This is a genomic window from Pseudomonas inefficax (genome assembly GCF_032164165.1).
GTDB classification, from domain to species: Bacteria; Pseudomonadota; Gammaproteobacteria; order Pseudomonadales; family Pseudomonadaceae; genus Aquipseudomonas; species Aquipseudomonas inefficax.
The window spans coordinates 844447-867840 of sequence record NZ_CP134401.1 but is presented as its reverse complement, the minus strand read 5'-3'; the positions used below and the strand labels follow the sequence as shown (position 1 = coordinate 867840).

Here is a 23394-nt window from a genome sequence, read left to right as displayed (position 1 = left end):
CGGGGAGTGGCTGCGTTCCCTTTACACACGGCTCAAGCAGGTGTCCAGGCAGCGAGGCAAGTTTCGCGGTACTCGGCATCAATGAAACCGGAGGCCTCTGCCTTGCTGCGCAGCTGTTGACCGTGCATGCACACGCTATCGGCAGAGGCGAGACAGTTGTCCAGAACCTTCAGCCACTGGGCGGGCGTGTCGTCGACCAGCATCATCGGCCATTCTGCGAAGCGTGCCTGGCGGTCATTGCTGATGACGGCATAACCGCATGCGGCATAGCGCATTGGCGCAAGGCAGTCGCCGGTGTTCCCCGCCATGCTTACCGGATGCAGCGCAATGTCCAGGCCCAGACCCGAAAGCACCTCGGGCGTTGAGCCGAGGTCACGGCAGTAGACTTCCGTGGCCAGCGCCGCAAGGTGTGCCGGTACCTCTCCCCACAACACCCAGTCAGCCTGATCGGCACGCGCGCGCAGCAGCGGATCGATGATCGGCAGGGTCTCGACACTCAGCTGGCAGCCGATGCGCGGTTTGGTGTTCGCCGTGGCGGCTGTCGGCAGTGCCTGCCAGTTCGTGCCCAGCCGGGATTCCCTGACGCGGATGTCGCCATGCAGCCCGTCCAGCGATGCGGCCAACTCTGCGCTGGCGACAACCACCCGGTCGACGCACGCGAGGGCCTCATGCAGCAGCCCCCAAGCCCGATCGCCAACGGGCAGGCCAACTACCTCGAGTACCTTGAAGGCTTGGCTGAGCTGATAATGCTGTGCCATGACCTGAATGCGCAGCGGGTCGGCGATGTGCTGGAAAATGATCACATCGGGTTGCAAGCGATTGAGCTCCACCGGCGTGAGCATGGCGTTGCTCGAGTAGCCGTCCACCTGTGCGTGTTCCAGCAGCTGCTGGAAGGGCGCCGTGCAGCGCTCGGCGTGTTCCCGATCAGGATGGACCAGCACCACCGGCAGCGGGCGCCAGTTCAACGGGCGCCAGGTCAGGCCGTGCAGGGCTGGCAGCTCATGACCGCGGCCGCGCAGCGAAAGGTTCTTGTTGTAGGCGGGGTCGCGGGTCAGGGCGTTGAGCCATTTGCTGTAGAGGTTCTGCTCATCCTGACGGGCGCGTTGCTGCTGGGCCGCAGCACGCATTACCGTGCCCCAGCCTTTGCCATGCTCGTTGGCCACAAGCGCATGAGCGGTCCAGACGTTCAGCAGGCCCTCGGCAGACACGCGCAGGCACAGGTCGATGTCGGCGTGGCGCAACGCGAATGCCTCTTCATCCAGCCCGCCCAGCCCCAGGTACAGCTCACGGCGGATCATCAGGCAGGCGCCGCTAATGGCGCTGACGTCACGGTCCACGCGCAAGCATTGCAGGTAACCGGCTTCGCTGTTTGGCAACCCGACAGCCGGGCTCGCTGCTGTGCCATTGAGGCCCAGCACCCAGCCAGCGTGGGCGATGCTGCCGTTGATATCCAGTTGCTTTGCACCTACCACACCTACCTCAGGTCGCTGGGCGTGGTTGAGCAGACGCTGGAGCCAATCCTCCTGGAAAATCACGGTGTCGTTGTCGAGCAGCACGAGGAAGTCGCCGACAGCCTGAGCGGCCGCCTGGTTATACAGGGCACTCAGGTTCAATGGGCGGTCGTCGCGCAGCACTTTGATCATGCCTTCGCCGGCGACTACCAGTTGTTCCAGCCACTCCAGCAAGGCCGGGTCGCTGCTGGCGTGGTCGACCAGCAGCAATTCGAAGAACGTATAGCTGGTTTTGGCCAACACGCTCTCGACACAGCGCTGTATCAGTTCCAACTGATTGTGCACGGGAATTACGATGGATACAGAAGGCTGCTGTTGGTGGCCATAGTCGATCTGATAATGCCGGGCCGGCTCCTCACGTACCTGTGCGTGGGTATAGCCACGCACTGACAGATGGCGTTCGATGGTGGCCAGTTCGTCGGGGTTGCTGGCCATATCCGGGCTGTTGCAGATCACCAGCGGCTCGTCCAGATGGCCGATGCCATCGAGGCCATCCGCTTCGATCAGGCGCAAGATCATGTCCAGCTCGAGTGCCCCCTGGCATTGCTGGTCGAAACCGCCGGCAGCCAGCACCAGCTCACGACGCAGCAACCAGTGACGCCCCATTATCACCGGCAGCGACAACACGTAGTCGAGGTTCATGTCGGGACGGAAGATCGGGCTCGAGCCTTGTGTGGCGCGGTAATACTCGTCGCAGTAGAGCATTCGGCAGGCGTTGGCGCCCGGGAGCTCGAGGTCGACCATCAGGCTGCCGCTGGGCAGGATTTCGTCACCAGCAGCAAGCAGCAGCAACCAGTCGCCGTCGTCCTGGTGGGTGACCTGGTTAAGTATCGCTGCGCCAGGCGTGGCGTTCAGCCAGTGCACGTTGTTCGGCAGATTGGCCTGCGGCGGCTGTTGGCTGACGACGTAGGTACGAAGCCCGAGCGGGCTGTTCGCCCCCCACAGCTGCAGGCTTTCAAGGGTGAAGGCCAAGGCCTGCGCATCGCCTTCGTGGTCGTTGACCACGATGCTCAGGCGGGTCTGGTTGCGCAGTGCCATGCGCCGCTCATCGGTCAAGGCCTGCTGCACCGGGGTCAACATGCGGTTCAACAGCCAGTCGCGCACACCGGGATGTCGATTGGCATCGACATGGTCGGCGGCGCTGCGCTGAGTGCGTTCGATGAAATACGCCAGCTGCGGCCAGAATTCATCTTCCATGTGCAGGATGCGTTGACGGGCCAGCCCTACCGATTGCCGCGCCCGTTCGAGGCCGCCCGGCTCTTCGAACATGGCGGAACCGGCATCGCCGATGTGCTCGGTAAACGGCAGGGTCTTCACGTGCCCGCCACTCAGGTAGACCACCGGGCAGCCGCACAGCATCGCCATGGTGCAGGTTGCCGAAATCTCGTAGGAGTACAGCGCTTCTGCGGTCTGGAACAGTTCGGCCAGCTGCGGCAGCGTGCGTGGATTGCTCAGGCTCAGCACCTGGATATCGGGCGGCAGCAGGTTGTAGTCCACCTGGTTGGCGTCGAAGCGATGCAGGTAAAGGTAATTGCCGCGTCGAACCACTGGCTCCGGGCGTGGGGCAAACAGCCTGGAATCGATCATCGGCAGCGTGAGCATATCTTTCTGGCGCTTGCCTTCGCCGAAGTCGTGGGCGTAGTAGAAGAACAGGTCACTTTCTTGCGCCGCCAGCTGCAGGCCGCTGATGAAGCCGTCGCGGTTGAGCATGTAACGGACCACGACCGGGCAGTTCAACGGGTTGCCGCTGAGCACTTCCGGGTACACCGCGATCGGCGCTGCTCCCGTGGTCTTGTGCAACTGGATGACGGCGTCCGTCAGCACCGGGGTGCGCAGGTTCGGGTTGGTTACCTTGCAGCCGATGACATAGGCTTCCTGGCCGCTGATGTTGAGGGCATGGCAGAGGTAGTGCATGACGCATACACCTGACGAGGTGTCGCGGTAATCGGGCGCATAGAGGTAGTAAGGATTGCTGGTCTTTCCATGCAGCGATGACATCTTCATGTGTATTTCCCGGGTGCGGCCCGCCTGCGTGTGGTACTCGGCGCCGTGCAAGGTGAATGGTCAGGCCTTCAGGTTGTGGCCAGGAAAGTGCTCACCCGATCGGCGAGCCGTTCCATGTGCGTTGCGTCGTAGCGTTGGTCGATCGGCAGTGGCAGCAGGCAGCTCGCCAGTTGCCTTTCTACGTTCGGGCTGTGCGGCTCGCCGATCACTTCCTGCCAGTAGCAGGGGATGAAAATTCTCTCGGCCAGCAGGCGTTGGCGGATGGCCTGGGCCTGCTCGGGGGTACCCAGGAGCAACGGGTAGCAGAGCGCTGCGGTCGGCGTGTCGGGCAGGATATGCAGCAGGTTGCGCGCGCCCAGCAACTGCCCCAGCACGGCCAGGTTGGCCATGCGGCGCGCGCTGATCGAGGGATAATCCAGGCTGTCGAGCACCCGCCGCGTGCTGTTCGACATGGCGGCGGCCGGGGCGCGATCAAGCTCCGTTTCAACCTTCTGGAACGCCGCGTAATGCTGTTCAGGCGCGCCTTCGAGCCGCCCCAGCAGGGCAGCGAAATGCGCCATCGACTGGCTCTGCGGTAACTGCCAGTCGCCGGGCGGGGCGTTGGCCAGCCAACCGCCGTCGGCCACACCGACGAACTTGCGCGGTGAGTAAAGAGTCTTGATGCCGGGTAGCGGCGTGCTGAACAACCCTTGCGAGTTGTCGACCACTAGTTGGTCGCGGTAGTGCGGTGCCAGCACATCGCTGATGTAGCGGTCCTTCAGGCCGAAGTAGTTCACGTACAGCAACAGCTCGCCAGGTTGCAGTGTCGGCAGGTGTTCCAGTTCCAGCTGCAGGTTAATTGCATAACGAGCTACGTCCACACCAACGGCGTGGGCGGCGTCAGGTACTGCATGGCAAATGTAATGAGGCACGTGCAGGCACCGCGTACCGATGTTGCCCAGCAGGGCCTTGAGCGCGGAGCGTGCGGAGTTGAAGGCCAATGCCTGCGGATACAGGCTGTAGCCCTGGCGCAATTCCAGCTCGAAGTAGCCACCAATAGCGTCAGGCATGTATCACCCTCCCGTGTCTGGCCCACTCGCCGACCACTTCGGGCGGGTTGAACATCAGGGCATCGAGCAGTGACAGACCTGGTACGAAATCTTGCCCTTGCTGAGGGTAGGGCGAGAGCTCGGCGTGCAGCAGTTCCAGCTTGATACCGGCCTTGGCGAATTCTCTGGCCTCGTACAAAAAAGCGCCTGCGGCCGGGTTCAGGTAGTGGGTCGCGCCGGTGGCAGCCATCAGCTCAAGCACTCTTGCCTGGCCACTGACGCCTGCCCCAGGGGCAAGGGCGCTGGCAGCGATGATCGGGGTGTCGAGCCCGATCAACGCACAGCTTGCCCGCAGAACCCTGAGGTTGAGGTCGGCGATGCTGGATGCCGGCTGCTCCAGCAATTGCGCCAGCCACGGCAGCACCTGCTGCACATACGGAGCTTTGCGGTAGGCGTGCTTGAGCTTTTCAAGCACCTGCGGGTAGTGAAAGCCCTGGCTGATCCGTTTGTCATGAATGGGCAGCGTGTGGCTGCTTTTCTCCAGGGCGATGCCGAACCACTTCGGCTCGCCATCGAGCAGGTAGCGGTTGCGCTCGATCCAGCCGTTCTTGATGAACTGGGCGGTGTCGTAGCTGATGAACAGGTCCGCCGCACCCAGCAGCTGGTAGTAGCCCAGATAAGGCAGGAAGTAGGGCTGCATGAGCACGACCCGCTTGCCTTGCGGCTGGCCCGTGCGAGAGGCGGTCATCAGCACGTGTGGTAAACCCCCAGCCAGGAACTGGTAGCCCCCAATTGGCCATCGGAAAGCCGCCAGGCGAGGTCGAAGCCTTTGTTCAGTGCACGGGTGAACGGGGAGATCGGGGTGTCCTGTATATAGAAGGAACGCCACAACCGTGTGCGCCAAGGGTCGCGGAAGAAGTGGATATCCTTGAGCACGATGCGCTCATGCGCGCCGAACGACAGCGGCGAACTGGACTGGCCGAACGCATGCCGGATGCTTTGTGGGTAATAGGGGCGCACGTGAGAGAAATCGTGGAAGAAGCGCTCGCCCAGGACCGGGCTGATCATGACCAGCCGGCCCTGCGGCGCGAGCAGGGCGATCAGGCGGTCGAGCAGGTGCAGCAGTTGGTTGGGGTCCAGGTGCTCGATCAGGTGGCTGAGGAAAATGACGTCGAAACGCTTGCCCAGCGCTTCCAGTTCGGCCTCGTGCAAGGCTTCGAAGCCGGCGGCTTTGGCTTGTTCGATGTATTGCGGATTGATATCCACGCCGGTGGCTTGCAACCCCAGTTCACGGAACATGCGCAAGTACTTGCCATGGCCCATGCCGTAGTCCAGGACCGAAACAGGTGCTGCGCTGCCAGCTTTCCAGTGCTCGAACAGTTGTTTCACTTTGCGGGTTTCGAGGGTCTGGTAATGGGCCGGGAAGCGTTCGGCATCCAGCAACTCAAACATGGCTCGCCTCGGTCAGCTTGAGCATGACGGCGTGGCCATTGAGGTTGCGCAGCAGGAAGTACTCCGGGTGGTCAGCCAGGTCTTCCACCAGCCTGGCCACGCCTTCGCAGCCCCAGAACCCGTAGTCGTCGAAGACGATGACGCCGTGCCGGTTCAGGCGCGGTGTGACCCATTCGACGATGTCCTTGGCCGATTGATAGGTGTCCACATCGATATGGCAGAACGAGAAGCGACGCCCCTCGGCTTCGCTGCCGGTCTGCTCCGGGAAGATCCCTTGCAGCAGGGTAACGCGGTCCTTCAGCTGTTCACCTTCGAGCAGTGCGGCGACACCCTCGAGGCTGGTGTCGGCGTGCTCGCCGCCCTGGTAAAGGGTGTCATTGGCGCCGGCTTTCACTACGCCGCAGAAGGTGTCGCAGAGCAGCAGATGCTTGTTGCCAGCAAGTTGTTCCAGGCGCTTGGCGGCGAGCAGCCCGGTGCCGCCTTTCCATACACCGACTTCGATGACGTCGCCGGCAACGTTGGCGGTTTGCCGAAGCAGGTCCCACAGCTCGTGGCAACGGTAGATGTCGACCAAGGTCATGCCCTGGATGCGTTCGAACACCTGCATGAACGCGGCATCGGCATACCAGGGCGAATAGGTGGCCCGGGAAATGAGTGCCGAATGCGGGAAATCCTTGTCCAGCGGCTCGATCCAGGTGTCTCGCAGGTGGCGCATGACCAGGCGGCGGTTATGGTCGGACTTGACGGTTTTCACGAAAGAAACTCCAGAGCATCAACATCGAAGACGGGTATGGCGCAATGGGTGGCGACATCCAGGCGCTCGGGGAAATGGTTGTCAATGAAGATCGAATGGCCGCGAACGAATTCGGATTTCGCTCGACCGTCAGTGATATGAATGATCTCGTCGAACAGTTCGACGGCAATGCGCGCCTTGCGCAGGGTGTCGCGTGGGTCGCTCGCGTGGCGGGTGAGCAGGACCAGGCGCTTGCCCTTGCACTGCATGCGATAGAGGAAGTGCAGCGTCGAAGGTATGGCGCGGCCGTCGCGGATGACAGTTTCGTCGAAGTCGATGTAGACCGTGTCGAAGGCCCAGTCCAGTTGCGCGACGGTGAGGATGCGCCGTTCGATCAGGTTGACCGCAGTTTGCGGCAAGGGCGTGACGCGGCGTTGCAAGTGGTCATGGATAGCCATCAATGGCAGGTTCACGCCGAGGGCACGCTGGGCCACCATCGATCCTGCCACCCGGCAACTGATTTCCAGCAGCTTCCAGCGTTGCTGGCGGTCGCGCTTGAGTTGGAAAAACCACGGGCCGCGAAAGCGCAGGCGCTTGTTCAGCGTTGCCGCGATGGCCTCTATGGCCGGGTCGGGGGCAGGGAAGGTGCTGCGCATGGAAATACCGGCACGCACCCGTTCGCGGTTGCGCGGCCCCACCCAACGCAGTTCGTGCTGGAAGTCGCTGAAGCAGTCAACCGTGATTTCTTCGCCGGGAAGGTATTCGACCAGCAACGGCAGGTGAGTTCGCTCGAGTGCCGCGCGTGCTTCTTGCGCGTCGGCTACCCGCTCGAATCCCTGGCCGCCCTGGCCGAGGTCCGGCTTTACCACTGCCGGCCACTGCTCAACCTCTTCCGGGCTTGCGTAGACCGCAGATACCCAAGGCTGGTCGGCGAACGCTGCGTAAGTCGATGACTTGCGCCGGGCTAGCGCGCAGGTTTCCGGGTCGCCATTGACCAGTGCCACGCCGAAGCGCTCGACGCGTTCGCTGAGGTAGGCCTGGACGGTGTCGTGCGTGGCGAACACCAGGTCGATCTGCCAGTCATCCAGCAGGGCGGCAAATGCCTGATCGAAGCGCTCGTCATCGATGCGTGGCAGGTTGCCGTTGTAGCTGTCGAAAAGCTGGCGACCATGGTCGTCGACGCTGGAGGCGCCAAACAACCTGACATGAATGGAGTGCATCAGTGCCTGGTGTATCTCTGAAGCATTTTCCGAACCGCAGGGAAATACCAATACATTGACGGCCATTGCTCAGGCACCTTGTCCTTCGATGATGATGGACAGGATGCGATCCTGGGTCGCGACGTCCAGGTCGGGGTAGATCGGCAGGCACAGCACCTGACGCGAGACTTGCTGGGCAATGCGCAGCTTGTCCAGGTTGGCGCTTTCCAGCCCGCGGTACATGGGGAACTCGCAGATCAGCGGGTAGAAGTAGCGACGGACCAGAATGTCGACGGCGCGGAAGCGCTCGTACAGTTCGTCACGGCTGATACCGAAGCGCTCACCATCGACCATGATCGGGCAGTAGGCGTAGTTCCATTCGACATTGGCCGGCGGGCTCATCAGGCTGATGCCTGGCACCGCTGCCAGGCGATCGCAGTAGCGTTCGTAGATCGTACGGCGCCGGGCCAGCGCATCATCTATATGGCGTAGTTGCAGCAAGCCGAAGGCTGCCTGCAGTTCATTCATCTTGCCGTTGATGCCCGGTGCTATGACCGTGACTTCGTCGGCGAAACCGAAATTCTTCAAGTAATCGATGCGCCGCTTGGTCTTCTCGTCCTGGCAGACGATCGCACCGCCCTCGAACGTGTTGAAGACCTTGGTGGCGTGGAAACTCAGGACCGAAACGTCGCCATGGTTGAGCAGGCTCTGCCCGCCGAGGCGCACGCCAAACGAATGGGCCGCGTCGTAGATGACCTTCAGGCCATAGGTATCGGCCACCGCCTGGATGCCATCCACATCGCAGGGGATGCCATAGCAATGCACCGGCATGATTGCGGTGGTCGCCGGCGTGATGGCTTCTACGATGCGTTGCGGGTCGAGGTTGTTGCTGTGCGGGTCGATATCGACGAACACCGGTTTCAGGCTGTTCCACAGCAGCGAATGGGCGGTGGCGACGAACGAGTACGGCGTGGTGATTACTTCGCCGGTTATGCGCAATGCCTGCAGCGCGGTGACCAGCGCCAGCGTGCCGTTGGAAAACAGCGAGATGTACTTGACCCCAAGGTGCTCAGCCAGCGCTTGCTCCAGTTGCTGGTGAAACTGACCGCAGTTGGTCAGAAACCGGCTTTCCCAGATCTGCTCCAGATAAGGCAGAAAGGACTCCAGGGGCGGCATCAGGGGGCTGGTGACGGTGATAGGCTTGGCCATATGAGACGGTGCTCGCGCTGACAATGGGGCTGCCCCGCTTGACGGCGGATATCCGATAGCGTCGATCGAACCGCTGCCGCGTCAGTTAAACGACAGCGAAGGCATTGATACAGGTCGATTAGCAAGAAACTGGCCAACAGTTCGCCATCAGCATTTGGCGGATTGTCGGTATAGTCGTGACTTGGCAGTCGAAACGTGCATCTTTAATCTATTGAGTCTGTGGGTAGTCCCGTCGGCGAGGAATGCAACTTTTGCATTCACGGTCGCGGCACCTGCGAATTTTTGCCATTTCCATCGGGAAGCCACAATGATTGGCATCAAAAGCATCGCCAGTTACGTACCTGTAGAAGGCGTGGATAACTACGCGCAGGGTGCGAAATTCGGCAAGGATCAGGATTTCATCTTCGGCAAGATCGGTTCGACCTTCCTGCCGCGCAAGGATACGACCCAGGAAACCTCCGACCTGTGTGTCGAGGCGGCCAGGACGCTGTTCGCTGCCAATCCCTCGCTTGACCCTGCATCCATCGATGCGCTGATCGTGGTCACTCAGAACGGCGATGCCGAAGGCCTGCCGCACACGGCGGCGATCGTCCAGCACAAGCTGGGGCTGTCGACGCATGTCGCGGCGTTCGATGTTTCCCTGGGCTGCTCCGGCTACGTATATGGGTTGTATGCGATGAAGGGCTTCATGGAGGCAGCGGGCCTGAAGAATGGCCTGTTGATTACCGCCGACCCCTACTCGAAGATCGTCGACCCAGAGGACCGCAACACCACCATGCTGTTCGGCGATGCCGCCACCGCGACCTGGATGGGCGAAGATGCTGCCTGGCAACTCGGCAAGTCGCTGTTCGGCAGTGATGGTGCAGGCGCCGAGCACCTGCGTACCACCGACGGCAAGTTCTTCATGAACGGCCGCCAGGTCTACAACTTCGCCCTGGTCAAAGTGCCTGCGCACTTGCAGCAGTTGCTCGAGGCCAGCCAGTTGCGCGCCGAGGACATCGACCTGTACTGCCTGCACCAGGGTAGCGCGGCGATCGTCGATGCCGTGTCCGCGCGTTTCGATGAGGGCGCGCACAAGCAGAAGTTCGTCAAGGACATGGTCGAAACCGGCAATACCGTGTCGTCGAGCATTCCGTTGCTGCTGGAAAAGCACGTGCTCAACTCGCCGCACAAGCGCGTAGCACTCAGTGGCTTCGGCGTAGGCCTGTCGTGGGGCTCGGCGATCATCGAGCGCAACGGCTGACCGAGTGCCGTACTGTCTAAAGAAGCGCAGCCCGTCCAAGGCTGCGCTTCTTTCGTTTCCAATGTTGGTTTTCTGGCGTCAAACCCTTGATTTCATTGGGGTGGCCGGATGCCAGTAAAAAAAGTGAGAAATCGCCCTAAAGCAAACTGCCCTGACGACGATAAAGATTACGAAGGTTCTCTGTGCCACACCCGGCGAATTGCCAAGGCCGGAAGCCGTAGTACCCAATCCAACGAGGAATTCGTCATGGCTTTGACTGTTAACACCAACACCACCTCTCTGGGCGTTCAGAAAAACCTGAACCGTGCTTCCGATGCACTGAGCACCTCGATGACCCGTCTGTCCTCCGGCCTGAAAATCAACAGCGCCAAAGACGACGCCGCCGGCCTGCAGATCGCTACCCGCATGACCTCGCAGATCCGTGGTCAGACCATGGCTATCAAAAACGCCAACGACGGTATCTCCATCGCCCAGACCGCTGAAGGCGCGATGCAAGAGCAGACCAACATCCTGCAGCGTATGCGTGAACTGGCCGTTCAGTCCCGAAACGACTCGAACAGCACCAACGACCGCGTCGCTCTGGACAAAGAATTCCAGTCGATGGCTTCGGAACTGACCCGTATTGCCAACAGCACCCAGCTGAACGGCAAGAACCTGCTGGACGGTTCGGCTTCGGTCATGACCTTCCAGGTCGGTTCCAACACCGGTGCCGCCAACCAGATCACCATCGACCTGAGCGCCAAGTTCACCGCTTCGGACCTGGGCGTTACTTCCTCGATCAACATCCAGGGTTCCGACACCACTACCGCCGAAGCCAACTTCAGCGCTGCTGTTTCGGCCATTGACGCCGCTCTGCAAACCATCAACAGCAACCGTGCTGACCTGGGTGCCGCGCAGAACCGTCTGACCAGCACCATCAACAACCTGCAAAACATCAACGAAAACGCCGAAGCTGCTCGTGGCCGCGTACAGGACACCGACTTCGCTGCTGAAACTGCTCAGCTGACCAAGCAGCAGACCCTGCAGCAAGCTTCCACCTCGGTTCTGGCCCAGGCCAACCAGCTGCCATCGGCAGTACTGAAGCTGCTGGGCTAATCTGCCTGGTTGCTGGCGGGGAAGTGCTGGTAAGGCACTTCCCCGCCTTTTCATTGCGAGGTGGTGGGCATGGACATGAGCGTCAAGCTGAACCTGTCTTATCCGGCCGCACGTCCGGCCGAGCAGGTTGCCGAAAAACCGGTAGTCCGGTCGACGGAAAACGTAAAGCCCGAAGACGACAAGAAAGACCCCAAGGCGGAGCAGGATGCCGACAAGGTCAAACATGCCGTTTCGGAGATCGAAAAGTTCCTGAAGGCATCGCAGCGCAATCTGGAATTTTCCACGGATGAAGAATCCGGCAAGATCGTGGTCAAAGTCATCGCGACCGACAGTGGTGAACTGATTCGCCAGTTGCCCTCGGAAGAGGCCCTGCGGATCGCTCACAGCCTGAGCGATGTCAAAAGTGTTCTGTTCGACGCCAAGGTATGATTGGCGGCGAACACCAATGAAGTGATGCATGTCTGTCCCGCAGGAGCGGGTTGACGCGTTGATGAGAGGGACTACAGCATGGCAAGCCCGATTACTTCCAGTACAGGCCTGGGTTCTGGTCTCAACATTACCGAGATCGTGACCGCGTTGGTCAAGGCCGATACATCCGCCAAGCAGGCGCAGATCACTCGGCAAACCAGCAACAACACTGCGATGATTTCGGGTATCGGCTCGCTGCGCAGTGCCCTCACGGCATTCCAGGACGCCATGAAGGCGCTCAACAACAAGGATGCGCCGTCGTTCAACGCCTATGCAGCGACCTCGGCCAACGAGTCGGTGGTCAAGATCAAGTCCAGCAACACGGCCGTGGCGGGCAGCTACGATATCGTGGTGGACAAGCTGGCCACCAGCTCGAAAGTGGCCAGCCAGCAGTTCGCTGGTGGCGCCAGTAGTGCGATCACGGCTGGCAAGCTGACCATCAGCCAGGGCGGCAAGACCTATGATCTGGACGTAGCCAGCGGCGCCACGCTGCAGAGCGTGCGCGACCAGATCAACAAGGAAATGAGCGCCAACGGTATTTCCGCCAACATCATCAACGAGGAAGGCGGCTCGCGCCTGGTGCTCAGCTCGACCACCACCGGTGCCGGCAGCGACATTTCCCTTAGCGGCATCCCCGAGCTGACGATCGATGGCACCACGCAGATGTCCGGCACCGGCGCCGGCTTCATCTCTGCCAAGGCTCAGGATGCCGAGCTGACCATCGACGGGCTGAAGGTCAAGAGCGCCTCCAATACCCTCGACAGCGCCATCAGCGGCATGACCCTCGAGCTGACCGGGGTCAGCGCCAAGGCCAGCGGTACTCTCGTTGGTACGCCGACCGCGGTCACCGTGGCAGCGGACAACGAGGGCCTGAAGAAGTCGGTGCAGAGCTTCGTCGATGCCTACAACACGCTGCAGAAGGCGATCACGTCGCTGACGTCGACCAGCCGTGATGACAATGACAAGCTGGTGCTCGGCCCGCTCACCAACGACCCGACCACCCGCTCTCTGCTGGGGGATGTGCGCAAGGTGCTGAGTGAGGTGGGGGCGGGCGATCAGCTGACCACGCTGAGCCAGTTGGGCATCAACACCCAGAAAGACGGCACGCTCGAATTCAACAGCACCAAGTTCACCTCGGCGATGAACGACAAGAAGCTCGGCCCGGAAGTGCAGGAGCTGTTCACCGGCACCGACGGTATCTTCGAGCGCATGAACAAGGCCATCGATCCTTACAACAAGACCGATGGCAGCCTTGCAACACGCAAGTCGAACCTCGACAAGGCGGTCTCGGAACTGGCCAACCAGCAGGCAGCCCTGGACCGCCGCACCGAGTCCCTGACCGAGTCGCTGACCAAGAAGTACGTGGCCCTGGACACCGCCCTGGGCAAGATGAAAGCCCAGGCCGACCAGATCACCTCGATCTTCGAAGCGATCAACGCCCAGGCCAAGAAGTCCTGATCGGCTGAACATGCCAAAAGCCCGGCGGCGTCCGCGAGACGCCCCGGGCTTTTTGCTTTTCCCCTAAAGTTCTTTGACGTACAGGCGATACAGCAGGTACAAGCAACTTTTTACCGCAGCAACGAGGCAGATCCATGAACCCGATGTTGGCCCTTCGGCAGTACCAGAAAGTCAACGGCGCAGCGCAGACATCCGAAGCCAGCCCGCACCGCCTGGTGCAGATGCTCATGCAGGGCGGTCTTGATCGCATGGCACAGGCCAAGGGCGCCATTGCCCGCAACGACGTCGCGCAAAGGGGCATTCTCATCGGCAAGGCCATCGACATCATCGGCGGCCTGCGTGAAGGCCTGGACCTGGAAAACCATGCTGAAAGCCTGGCCGAGCTGGACAGTTTGTACATGTACATGAGCCGTCGCCTGATCGAGGCCAACGTCAAAGCCGACCCGGCCATCATCGATGAGGTCGCGCGCCTGCTGATCACTGTGAAGGAAGGTTGGGACGCAATCGGCGATCAGTCGTCGGCTTCCTGATAAAGGAGGATGGCATGAGCGAAGTAATCACCCGGATCGAGCAGACTCGGGAAATGCTGCTGGCGGCGCTGGCCGAGCGCAACTGGGAAGCGGTGGGTGAGCTGGACCTGGAGTGCCGCTTGCGCATCGGCGACATGGTGAGCGAGGCGAAAGGCAACGAGGCTGATGTCAGTGCCAGCCTTGAGCAGTTGTTGGCCGTATACCGTCAACTAATCGATGTTGCAAGTGGTGAACGTCAATCCTTGGTGGAAGAAATGACGAAAATCCGTCAGGCGAAGAACGCGGCAAAGGTATACCATTTGTTCACCTGACCACAGATCTGCAAAAAGCCAAGCGCCATTAATTTGACTGGCTGGTGTTTTTTGACTTTACTAGTGGCTGTTTTCGAATTTCAGACGTCCGAACACTGACCATTCAGTCGGAATGATGTCGAGCACGCCCTCGGGCGCCGATATGACTAGGGAAGTTGCTATTGCATGTGGCGTGAAACCAAGATTCTGCTGATCGACGACGACAGCGCACGCCGCCGCGACCTGGCGGTGGTGCTTAACTTCCTCGGCGAAGAAAACCTCGCTTGCTCCAGCCAGGACTGGCAGCAAGTGGTCGAGCCTTTGTCTTCGAGTCGCGAAGTGCTGTGCGTGCTCATCGGCACTGTAAACGCCCCGGGCAATGTGCTTGGGCTCGTTAAGACAGTGGCTGGGTGGGATGAGTTCCTTCCGGTTCTGCTTTTAGGTGAAATTTCTTCTGCGGAGTTCCCGGAAGACCTTCGCCGCCGGGTACTTTCCAACCTGGAAATGCCGCCAAGCTACAGCCAGCTGCTGGATTCGCTGCATCGTGCCCAGGTCTATCGCGAGATGTACGACCAGGCGCGCGAGCGTGGTCGCCAGCGCGAACCCAACCTGTTCCGCAGCCTGGTCGGCACCAGCCGTGCCATCCAGCACGTGCGCCAGATGATGCAGCAGGTGGCCGATACCGATGCCAGCGTGTTGATCCTGGGTGAGTCCGGCACCGGCAAGGAAGTGGTCGCGCGCAACCTGCACTACCATTCCAAGCGCCGCGAAGCGCCGTTCGTGCCGGTCAACTGCGGTGCGATCCCCGCCGAGTTGCTGGAAAGCGAACTGTTCGGCCACGAGAAGGGCGCCTTCACCGGGGCGATCACCAGCCGTGCCGGGCGTTTCGAGCTGGCCAACGGCGGTACCCTGTTCCTCGACGAAATCGGCGACATGCCGTTGCCGATGCAGGTCAAGCTGTTGCGCGTGCTGCAGGAGCGTACCTTCGAGCGCGTGGGCAGCAACAAGACCCAGAGCATCGATGTGCGCATCATTGCCGCGACCCACAAGAACCTCGAGACCATGATCGAGGAGGGCACCTTCCGCGAAGACCTGTACTATCGCCTGAACGTGTTCCCCATCGAGATGGCGCCGCTGCGTGAGCGGGTGGAAGACATCCCGCTGCTGATGAACGAGCTGATCTCGCGCATGGAGCACGAGAAGCGCGGTTCCATCCGTTTCAACTCTGCGTCGATCATGTCGCTGTGTCGCCACGGCTGGCCGGGCAACGTGCGCGAGCTGGCCAACCTGGTGGAGCGCATGGCGATCATGCACCCGTACGGGGTGATTGGCGTGTCCGAGCTGCCGAAGAAATTCCGTTACGTCGATGACGAAGACGAGCAGATGGTCGACAGCCTGCGCAGTGACCTGGAGGAGCGCGTGGCGATCAACGGCCATACGCCGAACTTCAACAACCACGCCATGCTGCCGCCTGAAGGCCTGGACCTGAAGGACTACCTGGGTAGCCTGGAGCAGGGCCTGATCCAGCAGGCGCTGGACGATGCCAACGGTATCGTTGCACGCGCGGCTGAACGTTTGCGTATTCGTCGTACCACCCTGGTCGAGAAGATGCGCAAGTACGGCATGAGCCGCCAGGGGGGCGAGGAGCAGGCAGAGGATTGATGGCTGGGTCGGGGGTGTTCGCCTCGACCTTTCCGGCGCCTGTTAGACCGAGCGCCGCCCGCGCGGCGCTTCGCGGGACAAGCCCGCTCCCACATTTGTTGCAACGTGCCGAACCTGTCAGGCCATGGTTGCCTGCCTTGGTGCATGTCGTGAGACGGGCGGGGCGGCATCAATACCCATCTAGAAATCCAGTCATGCCGACAAGGCTGAAAACCATGGCCTCACAGGCATGGCCACGTTGCAACAAATGTGGGAGCGGGCTTGTCCCGCGAAGCGCCGCGCGGGCGGCGCTCGGTCTAACAGGCGCAGAAAGTGTAACGGCAAACACCCGCGAAGCGCCGCGCGGGCGGCGCTCGGTCTAACAGGCGCAGAAAGTGTAACGGCAAACAATCGCGAAGCGCCGCGCGGGTGGCGCTCGGTCGCGCCCCATCCACCCACATTCCGCAATACTTTTCAGCGCTCCAGCCCTTCGCATGCGCCTATGTTTCCTGAACCTTTGTGCGAGGAGACCATATGGAGCGTGCTCAATCCCATCTCTTGCGCCGTGGCCGCTTCTCTATGCCCGGTGGCCTGTATCTGTTAACAACCGTAACGAATAATCGAAAGCGAATTTTCACGGATTTCTGGCTAGCCCGAGCGGTGATTCAGCAGCTTCGGCAGGCTGAGTGCGAGGGGGCGTGTCAGTCATTGGCCTGGGTTGTGATGCCGGACCATCTCCATTGGTTGATTCAGCTGAACGACTCGACATTATGTAGCTTGATGCGACGATTTAAGTCGCGCAGCAGTCATGCGTTGTATCACCGAGGAATGCGGCGGGAAAAAGTGTGGCAAGCGGGCTATCAGGACCATGCCATTCGGCGGGAGGAAGACATTCGCAGGGTGGCGAAATATGTAATTTGCAACCCATTGCGGGCGGGGTTGGCAAGCAGGGTCGGTGATTATCCACATTGGGACGCCGTATGGGTCTGAGCCATCTGGACGCGGTGAGCGCCGCCCGCGCGGTGCTTCGCGAGTGTTTGCCGTTGCGTTTGCCGTTGCACTTTCTGCGCCTGTGAGATCGAGCGCCGCCCGCGCGGCGCTTCGCGGGACAAGCCCGCTCCCACATTTGTTGCAACGTGCCGAACCTGTCAGGCCATGGTTGCCAGCCTTGGTGGGTTGACTGGATTTCTGAGTTGGCATTGCTGCCGCATCACCTGTCTCAAGCCATACACCCAGGCTGACAACGCCTCTCCCACAGGCATGGCCACGTTGCAACAAATGTGGGAGCGGGCTTGTCCCGCGAAGCGCCGCGCGGGCGGCGCTCGATTTGCGCCCCACCACAAATCTCAAGCCCTGCATTAAACCCTATCTCCGGCACGGCTATTGCTACACCGCTGGTAACACACCGTTTTTATGACGGTCAGCCACGCGAGAGAGCAAGATGCCCCAGGCCGCCCACGTATCCCGAGCCCCCGATCCGCAGGGGCAAACCCTGGTCGAGCAGGAAAGCCGCCAGGGTGTCGAACAGGCCTTCGCCCTGTTCAATCAGGTGTCCAGCCAACTGAGCCAGTCCTACAGCCTGCTGGAAGCCCGAGTCAGCGAGCTCAAGGGCGAGCTGGCGGTGGTCAGCGCCCAGCGCATCGATGAACTGAGCGAAAAGGAACGCCTGGCCAACCGCCTGCAAAATTTGCTGGACCTGTTGCCCGGCGGGGTCATCGTGATCGATGGTCAGGGCCTGGTGCGCGAAGCCAACCCGGCCGCCTGCGAACTGCTCGGCGAGCCGCTGGTCGGCCAGCTGTGGCGCCAGGTGATCGCGCGCAGCTTTGCTCCGCGCAAGGATGACGGTCACGAAGTCTCGCTGCGCGACGGCCGCCGTCTGTCCATCGCCACCCGCTCGCTGGATGCCGAGCCTGGCCAGTTGGTATTGCTCAACGACCTGACTGAAACCCGTCGCCTGCAAGACCAGCTGGCTCGCCACGAGCGCCTGTCGTCGCTGGGGCGCATGGTCGCCTCGCTGGCGCACCAGATCCGTACGCCATTGTCTGCGGCGATGCTCTACGCCAGCCACTTGGCTGACCCCGAACAAGACCTGAGCGTGGAAACCCGCCAGCGCTTTGCCGGCACCCTGAAAGAGCGCCTGCACGAGCTGGAGCACCAGGTGCGCGACATGCTGGTATTCGCCCGTGGCGAGCTGCCGTTGAGTGACCGGGTCACGCCAAAAGCCTTGTTCCAGGCCCTGCAGCAGGCTGCCCAGGCGCATGTGCAAGGGCACGCCGTGCGCTGGCAGTGCGACAGCCATCTGGGTGAGCTGCTGTGCAACCGGGACACCCTGGTTGGTGCATTGCTCAACCTCATCGAAAATGCGCTGCAAGCCAGCGATGGCCCGGCGCGCCTGAAGGTGCACCTGTTCCGTCGCGAGCGCAGCCTGCACCTGTCTGTAAGCGATGCCGGCAGTGGCATCGATGCAGACCTGCTCGGCCGCCTGGGCGAGCCGTTCCTGACTACCAAGGCCACAGGCACCGGCCTGGGCCTGGCGGTGGTCAAGGCCGTGGTGCGCGCGCACCAGGGTACGCTGCGCCTGCGCTCGAAGGTCGGTCGTGGTACCTGCGTGCGGGTGGAGCTGCCGTTGATCGACGGGCAACCGGCGGAGGGCGTGTAATGGCAATCAAGGTGCTGCTGGTCGAGGATGACCGCGTATTGCGCCAGGCGCTGGGCGATACCCTGGAAATCGGCGGTTTCGCCTACCAGGCGGTGGGCAGTGCCGAAGAGGCACTGGAAGCGGTGCTGGGTGAGGCCTTCAGCCTGGTGGTCAGCGATGTGAACATGCCTGGCATGGATGGCCACCAACTGCTGGCTCAGCTGCGCCGCCAGCATCCGCAATTGCCCGTGTTGCTGATGACCGCGCATGCCGCGGTGGAGCGCGCCGTCGAGGCGATGCGTCAAGGCGCCGCCGACTATCTGGTCAAGCCGTTCGAACCCAAGGCGTTGCTCAGCCTGGTCGAGCGGCATGCCGCCGGGCGCGTGGCTGACGAAGAAGGTCCGGTGGCCTGCGAGCCGGCCAGCCGACAGTTGCTGGAGCTGGCCGCGCGGGTGGCGCGCAGTGACTCGACCGTGCTGATCTCCGGCGAATCCGGCACCGGCAAGGAAGTGCTGGCGCGCTACATTCACCAGCAGTCGCCGCGGGCAGCGCAGCCCTTCGTGGCGATCAATTGTGCTGCCATCCCCGACAACATGCTCGAGGCCACCCTGTTCGGCCACGAGAAGGGGGCCTTCACCGGCGCCATCGCTGCGCAGGCGGGCAAGTTCGAGCAGGCCGAAGGTGGCACCTTGCTGCTTGATGAGATCTCGGAAATGCCAATGGCCTTGCAGGCCAAGCTGCTGCGCGTGCTGCAGGAGCGCGAGGTGGAGCGGGTAGGCGGGCGCAAGCCGATCAGCCTGGATATTCGTGTGCTGGCCACCACCAACCGTGACCTGGCTGGCGAGGTAGCGGCCGGGCGCTTCCGTGAAGACCTGTACTATCGCCTGTCGGTGTTCCCCCTGGCCTGGCGCCCCCTGCGCGAACGCCCGGGTGACATCCTGCAATTGGCCGAGCGCCTGTTGGCGCGACATGTGGCGAAGATGAAGCACGCCCCGGTCCGCCTGTCGCCCCAGGCGCGCGCATGCCTGCAGGCGTATGCCTGGCCGGGCAATGTGCGTGAGCTGGACAATGCCCTGCAGCGGGCGCTGATCCTGCAGCAGGGCGGGGTGATCGAGGCGGCGGATTTTTGTCTGGCAGGCGCCATTCCATTGTCAGCTGGCACGGAGCCATTACCTGAGGTGGCAGCCGAGGTCAGCGGGCTGGGCGATGACATGCGTCGTCATGAGTACCAGATGATCATCGACACCCTGCGCGCCGAGCGCGGTCGCCGCAAAGAGGCGGCTGAACGCCTGGGGATAAGCCCGCGTACCCTGCGCTACAAGCTGGCGCAGATGCGTGATGCCGGGTTTGACGTCGAGGCCAGCCTGTTCGGTTGATTGACAGCGCATCTTGCAGCGCGTGCGACTCCTGTGGGAGCGGGTTTACCCGCGAACACCGGCAAAGCCGGTGCCATGCACTGTGTCGCATTCTTCGCGGGTGAACCCGCTCCCACAGGTGTCATGTTGCCTGAGCCCTGGAGGCTGGCACCTTTGTTGCTTTAGGTTGGCTATCCGCCGCATCACTGTCAAAAAAATGCGGCCGCAGGAGAGAGAAGGGTCATGAGCCAAGGTGTTGAATTCAATCGTCTGATGTTGGACATGCGGGCCATGCAGGCCGATGCCATGTCGCTGCCCAAGGTGGCCGCAGCCCCCGAGCTGGCGCCCGGGCAGAGTACCTTTGCCGACATGCTCGGCCAGGCCATCGGCAAGGTGCATGAGACGCAGCAGGCTTCGACCCAGCTGGCCAATGCCTTCGAGATCGGCAAGAGTGGCGTCGACCTGACCGACGTGATGATCGCTTCGCAAAAGGCCAGCGTGTCGATGCAGGCCCTGACCCAGGTACGCAACAAGCTGGTCCAGGCGTACCAGGACATCATGCAGATGCCGGTTTGAGGACGGACGTAAACCATGGCTGAAGCAGTCGTCGACAACCCCCCCGCCAAAAGCGGCCCGCCCGCGGCCAAACCGCCGCTGTTCGGCATGGCGTTTCTGGAAAACATCGCGCAGATGCCCATGCTGCGTCAGGTCGGCCTTCTGGTCGGCCTGGCCGCCAGCGTGGCGATCGGCTTTGCCGTGGTGCTGTGGTCGCAACAACCCGATTACCGTCCGCTGTATGGCAGCCTGGCGGGCATGGACACCAAGCAGGTCATGGATACCCTGGCCGCTGCCGACATCCCCTACAACGTGGAGCCCAATTCCGGCGCTCTGCTGGTAAAGGCCGACGACCTCTCCCGTGCGCGCCTGAAACTGGCGGCCGCCGGTGTGGCACCCAGCGATGGCAATGTCGGTTTCGAGCTGCTCGACAAGGAGCAGGGCCTGGGCACCAGCCAGTTCATGGAAGCCACCCGTTACCGTCGCAGCCTGGAAGGTGAACTGGCGCGTACCGTGTCCAGCCTGAACAACGTCAAGGGCGCGCGCGTGCACCTGGCCATCCCGAAAAGCTCGGTGTTCGTGCGTGACGAACGCAAGCCCAGCGCCTCGGTACTGGTCGAGCTGTACCCGGGCCGTGCCCTGGAAGCCGGGCAGGTGATGGCCATCGTCAACCTGGTCGCCACCAGCGTGCCGGAACTGGACAAGTCCCAGGTCACCGTGGTCGACCAGAAGGGCAACCTGCTGTCCGAGCAGATCCAGGACACCGCCCTGACCCAGGCAGGCAAGCAGTTCGACTACAGCCGCCGGGTGGAAAGCATGCTCACCCAGCGGGTGCACAACATCCTGCAACCAGTGCTGGGCAATGACCGCTACAAGGCCGAAGTGTCCGCCGACCTGGACTTCAGCGCGGTCGAGTCCACCTCCGAGCAGTTCAACCCTGACCAGCCAGCGCTGCGCAGCGAGCAGTCGGTCGACGAACAACGCGCAAGCAGCCAGGGCCCGCAAGGTGTGCCCGGCGCGCTGAGCAACCAGCCGCCAGGCCCGGCCTCGGCACCGCAGACCACCGGTGGTGCCGCTACCCCGGCAGCTGCCATCCAGCCTGGCCAGCCGCTGGTGGATGCCAACGGCCAGCAGATCATGGACCCGGCCACCGGCCAGCCAATGCTCGCGCCGTACCCGTCCGACAAGCGTCAGCAAAGCACCAAGAACTTCGAGCTGGACCGCTCTATCAGCCACACCCGCCAGCAGCAGGGGCGCATGACCCGCCTGTCGGTGGCGGTGGTGGTGGACGACCAGGTCAAGATCGACCCGGCCACCGGCGACACCACCCGTGCGCCGTGGGGCGCCGAAGACCTGGCACGCTTTACTCGCCTGGTGCAGGACGCGGTCGGCTTCGATGCCAGCCGTGGCGACAGCGTGACAGTGATCAACGTGCCGTTCGCCGCCGATCGTGGCGAAGAAATCGCCGACATCGCCTTCTACCAGCAACCTTGGTTCTGGGACATCGTCAAGCAAGTGCTGGGCGTGGTATTCATCCTGGTGCTGGTGTTCGGCGTACTGCGTCCGGTGCTGAACAACATTACAGGGGGCGGCAAGCAGGCTGCCTCGGATAGCGACATGGAGCTGGGCGGCATGATGGGTCTGGATGGCGAACTGGCCAACGACCGCGTCAGCCTGGGTGGCCCGACAAGCATTCTGCTGCCTAGCCCGAACGAGGGTTACGAGGCACAGCTCAACGCAATCAAAGGCCTGGTGGCCGAAGATCCGGGCCGCGTTGCCCAGGTCGTGAAAGAGTGGATCAACGCCGATGAGTGATAACCGAGCCGTTACCGCCAAGCTGAGCCGCGTCGACAAGGCGGCGATCCTCCTGCTTTCGCTGGGTGAAACCGACGCCGCCCAGGTACTGCGGCACATGGGGCCCAAGGAAGTGCAGCGGGTGGGTGTGGCCATGGCGCAGATGGGCAATGTGCACCGTGAACAGGTCGAGCAGGTGATGAGCGAGTTCGTCGAAATCGTCGGCGACCAGACCAGCCTGGGCGTGGGCTCTGATGCCTATATCCGCAAGATGCTCAACCAGGCCCTGGGCGAGGACAAGGCCAACGGCCTGGTCGACCGCATCCTGCTTGGTGGCAACACCAGCGGCCTGGACAGCCTCAAGTGGATGGAGCCGCGCGCCGTTGCCGACGTGATCCGTTACGAGCACCCGCAGATCCAGGCCATCGTGGTCGCCTACCTCGACCCCGACCAGGCCGGCGAAGTGCTGAGCAACTTCGACCACAAGGTGCGCCTGGACATCGTCCTGCGCGTGTCGTCGCTGAACACTGTGCAACCGGCGGCGCTGAAGGAGCTGAACCAGATCCTCGAGAAGCAGTTCTCGGGCAACTCCAACGCGGCGCGTACTACCTTGGGCGGCATCAAGCGCGCCGCCGACATCATGAACTTCCTCGACAGCTCGGTGGAAGGTGCACTGATGGACGCGATCCGCGAAATCGACAGCGACCTGTCCGAGCAGATCGAAGACCTGATGTTCGTCTTCAACAACCTGGCCGACGTCGACGACCGTGGTATCCAGGCACTGCTGCGCGAAGTCTCGTCCGACGTGCTGGTGGTGTCGCTCAAGGGCGCCGACGAGCGGGTCAAGGACAAGATCTTCAAGAACATGTCCAAACGTGCGTCGGAGCTGTTGCGCGACGACCTGGAGGCCAAGGGGCCGGTACGGGTCAGCGACGTGGAAACGGCGCAGAAGGAAATCCTCACCATCGCCCGCCGCATGGCCGAGGCCGGCGAGATCGTGCTCGGCGGCAAGGGCGCCGAGGAAATGATCTAAGGTATTCGCGATCTGAAGGCCGACGCCGCCCCTTGTGGGAGCGGGTTTACCCGCGAAGGCGTCGGGCCTGGCGATAGAGCTTGTCGCTGCCGACGCATTCGCGGGTAAACCCGCTCCCACAGGGACCGTGTCGGCTGAACATGGTTTGAGAACATGAC

The 23394-nt window shown here is 62.0% G+C and carries 20 protein-coding genes; 13 read left to right on the top strand and 7 right to left on the bottom strand.

Annotated features, from left to right (window positions below; all coding sequences use genetic code 11):
• Window positions 1-32 precede the first annotated feature (32 nt).
• The 7 genes from RIN61_RS03890 to vioA all read right to left on the bottom strand — a co-directional run bounded on the left by RIN61_RS03890 (window position 33) and on the right by vioA (window position 9136).
• Window positions 33-3515, bottom strand: a complete 3483-nt coding sequence (locus tag RIN61_RS03890; protein WP_112253104.1) for a glycosyltransferase — start codon at window positions 3513-3515, stop codon at window positions 33-35.
• A gap of 68 nt (window positions 3516-3583) precedes the next feature.
• Window positions 3584-4564: a hypothetical protein gene (locus tag RIN61_RS03885; protein ID WP_112253103.1), complete on the bottom strand. Its 981-nt coding sequence runs from the start codon at window positions 4562-4564 to the stop codon at window positions 3584-3586.
• Window positions 4557-5291 carry a WbqC family protein gene (locus RIN61_RS03880; protein ID WP_313855865.1) on the bottom strand — a complete coding sequence of 245 codons (735 nt, stop codon included), beginning with the start codon at window positions 5289-5291 and terminating at the stop codon, window positions 4557-4559. The genes RIN61_RS03885 and RIN61_RS03880 overlap by 8 nt, the downstream gene beginning before the upstream one ends.
• Window positions 5291-5995 (bottom strand): class I SAM-dependent methyltransferase, encoded by a 705-nt coding sequence (locus RIN61_RS03875; protein ID WP_112253102.1) that lies wholly within the window; start codon window positions 5993-5995, stop codon window positions 5291-5293. Before RIN61_RS03875 ends, RIN61_RS03880 begins: the two co-directional genes overlap by 1 nt.
• Entirely contained in the window at window positions 5988-6749 is a 762-nt protein-coding gene (locus RIN61_RS03870) for a TylF/MycF/NovP-related O-methyltransferase (RefSeq protein ID WP_112253101.1), read from the bottom strand. The genes RIN61_RS03875 and RIN61_RS03870 overlap by 8 nt, the downstream gene beginning before the upstream one ends.
• On the bottom strand, window positions 6746-7948 hold the full coding sequence (locus RIN61_RS03865; RefSeq protein ID WP_252379368.1) for an ATP-grasp domain-containing protein: 1203 nt from the start codon (window positions 7946-7948) through the stop codon (window positions 6746-6748). The genes RIN61_RS03870 and RIN61_RS03865 overlap by 4 nt, the downstream gene beginning before the upstream one ends.
• Window positions 7949-8017: 69 nt before the next feature.
• On the bottom strand, window positions 8018-9136 hold the full coding sequence (gene vioA / locus RIN61_RS03860; protein WP_112253099.1) for a dTDP-4-amino-4,6-dideoxy-D-glucose aminotransferase VioA: 1119 nt from the start codon (window positions 9134-9136) through the stop codon (window positions 8018-8020).
• A 307-nt stretch (window positions 9137-9443) separates the two neighbouring features.
• Here vioA and RIN61_RS03855 point away from each other — a divergent pair, with 307 nt between their 5' ends.
• The 13 genes from RIN61_RS03855 (at window position 9444) to fliG (ending at window position 23236) form a co-directional block, all read left to right on the top strand.
• Window positions 9444-10379, top strand: coding sequence for a ketoacyl-ACP synthase III (locus RIN61_RS03855; RefSeq protein ID WP_252379369.1), 936 nt, complete (start codon window positions 9444-9446; stop codon window positions 10377-10379).
• Between the two features lie 246 nt (window positions 10380-10625).
• Window positions 10626-11474, top strand: coding sequence for a flagellin domain-containing protein (locus tag RIN61_RS03850; RefSeq protein ID WP_112253097.1), 849 nt, complete (start codon window positions 10626-10628; stop codon window positions 11472-11474).
• Between the two features lie 69 nt (window positions 11475-11543).
• Entirely contained in the window at window positions 11544-11903 is a 360-nt protein-coding gene (locus RIN61_RS03845; protein ID WP_112253096.1) for a flagellar protein FlaG, read from the top strand.
• Window positions 11904-11981: 78 nt separating this feature from the next.
• Window positions 11982-13400, top strand: coding sequence for a flagellar filament capping protein FliD (fliD, locus tag RIN61_RS03840; protein ID WP_112253095.1), 1419 nt, complete (start codon window positions 11982-11984; stop codon window positions 13398-13400).
• A gap of 134 nt (window positions 13401-13534) precedes the next feature.
• Window positions 13535-13930 carry a flagellar export chaperone FliS gene (gene fliS / locus RIN61_RS03835; RefSeq protein ID WP_112253094.1) on the top strand — a complete coding sequence of 132 codons (396 nt, stop codon included), beginning with the start codon at window positions 13535-13537 and terminating at the stop codon, window positions 13928-13930.
• Between the two features lie 14 nt (window positions 13931-13944).
• Window positions 13945-14241, top strand: a complete 297-nt coding sequence (locus RIN61_RS03830; protein ID WP_112253093.1) for a flagellar protein FliT — start codon at window positions 13945-13947, stop codon at window positions 14239-14241.
• 165 nt (window positions 14242-14406) lie between these two features.
• Window positions 14407-15882, top strand: coding sequence for a transcriptional regulator FleQ (fleQ, locus tag RIN61_RS03825; RefSeq protein ID WP_112253092.1), 1476 nt, complete (start codon window positions 14407-14409; stop codon window positions 15880-15882).
• A gap of 513 nt (window positions 15883-16395) precedes the next feature.
• Complete coding sequence (locus RIN61_RS03820) at window positions 16396-16851, top strand: REP-associated tyrosine transposase (RefSeq protein ID WP_313855855.1); 456 nt, start codon at window positions 16396-16398, stop codon at window positions 16849-16851.
• Window positions 16852-17302: 451 nt separating this feature from the next.
• On the top strand, window positions 17303-18520 hold the full coding sequence (locus RIN61_RS03815) for a sensor histidine kinase (protein ID WP_112253090.1): 1218 nt from the start codon (window positions 17303-17305) through the stop codon (window positions 18518-18520).
• Window positions 18520-19875: a sigma-54-dependent transcriptional regulator gene (locus RIN61_RS03810; protein WP_313855853.1), complete on the top strand. Its 1356-nt coding sequence runs from the start codon at window positions 18520-18522 to the stop codon at window positions 19873-19875. The genes RIN61_RS03815 and RIN61_RS03810 overlap by 1 nt, the downstream gene beginning before the upstream one ends.
• Window positions 19876-20097: 222 nt before the next feature.
• On the top strand, window positions 20098-20430 hold the full coding sequence (gene fliE, locus RIN61_RS03805) for a flagellar hook-basal body complex protein FliE (protein ID WP_013973606.1): 333 nt from the start codon (window positions 20098-20100) through the stop codon (window positions 20428-20430).
• 15 nt (window positions 20431-20445) lie between these two features.
• Window positions 20446-22224, top strand: a complete 1779-nt coding sequence (fliF, locus tag RIN61_RS03800; RefSeq protein ID WP_313855850.1) for a flagellar basal-body MS-ring/collar protein FliF — start codon at window positions 20446-20448, stop codon at window positions 22222-22224.
• Window positions 22217-23236 carry a flagellar motor switch protein FliG gene (gene fliG / locus RIN61_RS03795; RefSeq protein ID WP_003257289.1) on the top strand — a complete coding sequence of 340 codons (1020 nt, stop codon included), beginning with the start codon at window positions 22217-22219 and terminating at the stop codon, window positions 23234-23236. The genes fliF and fliG overlap by 8 nt, the downstream gene beginning before the upstream one ends.
• Window positions 23237-23394: the final 158 nt, after the last annotated feature.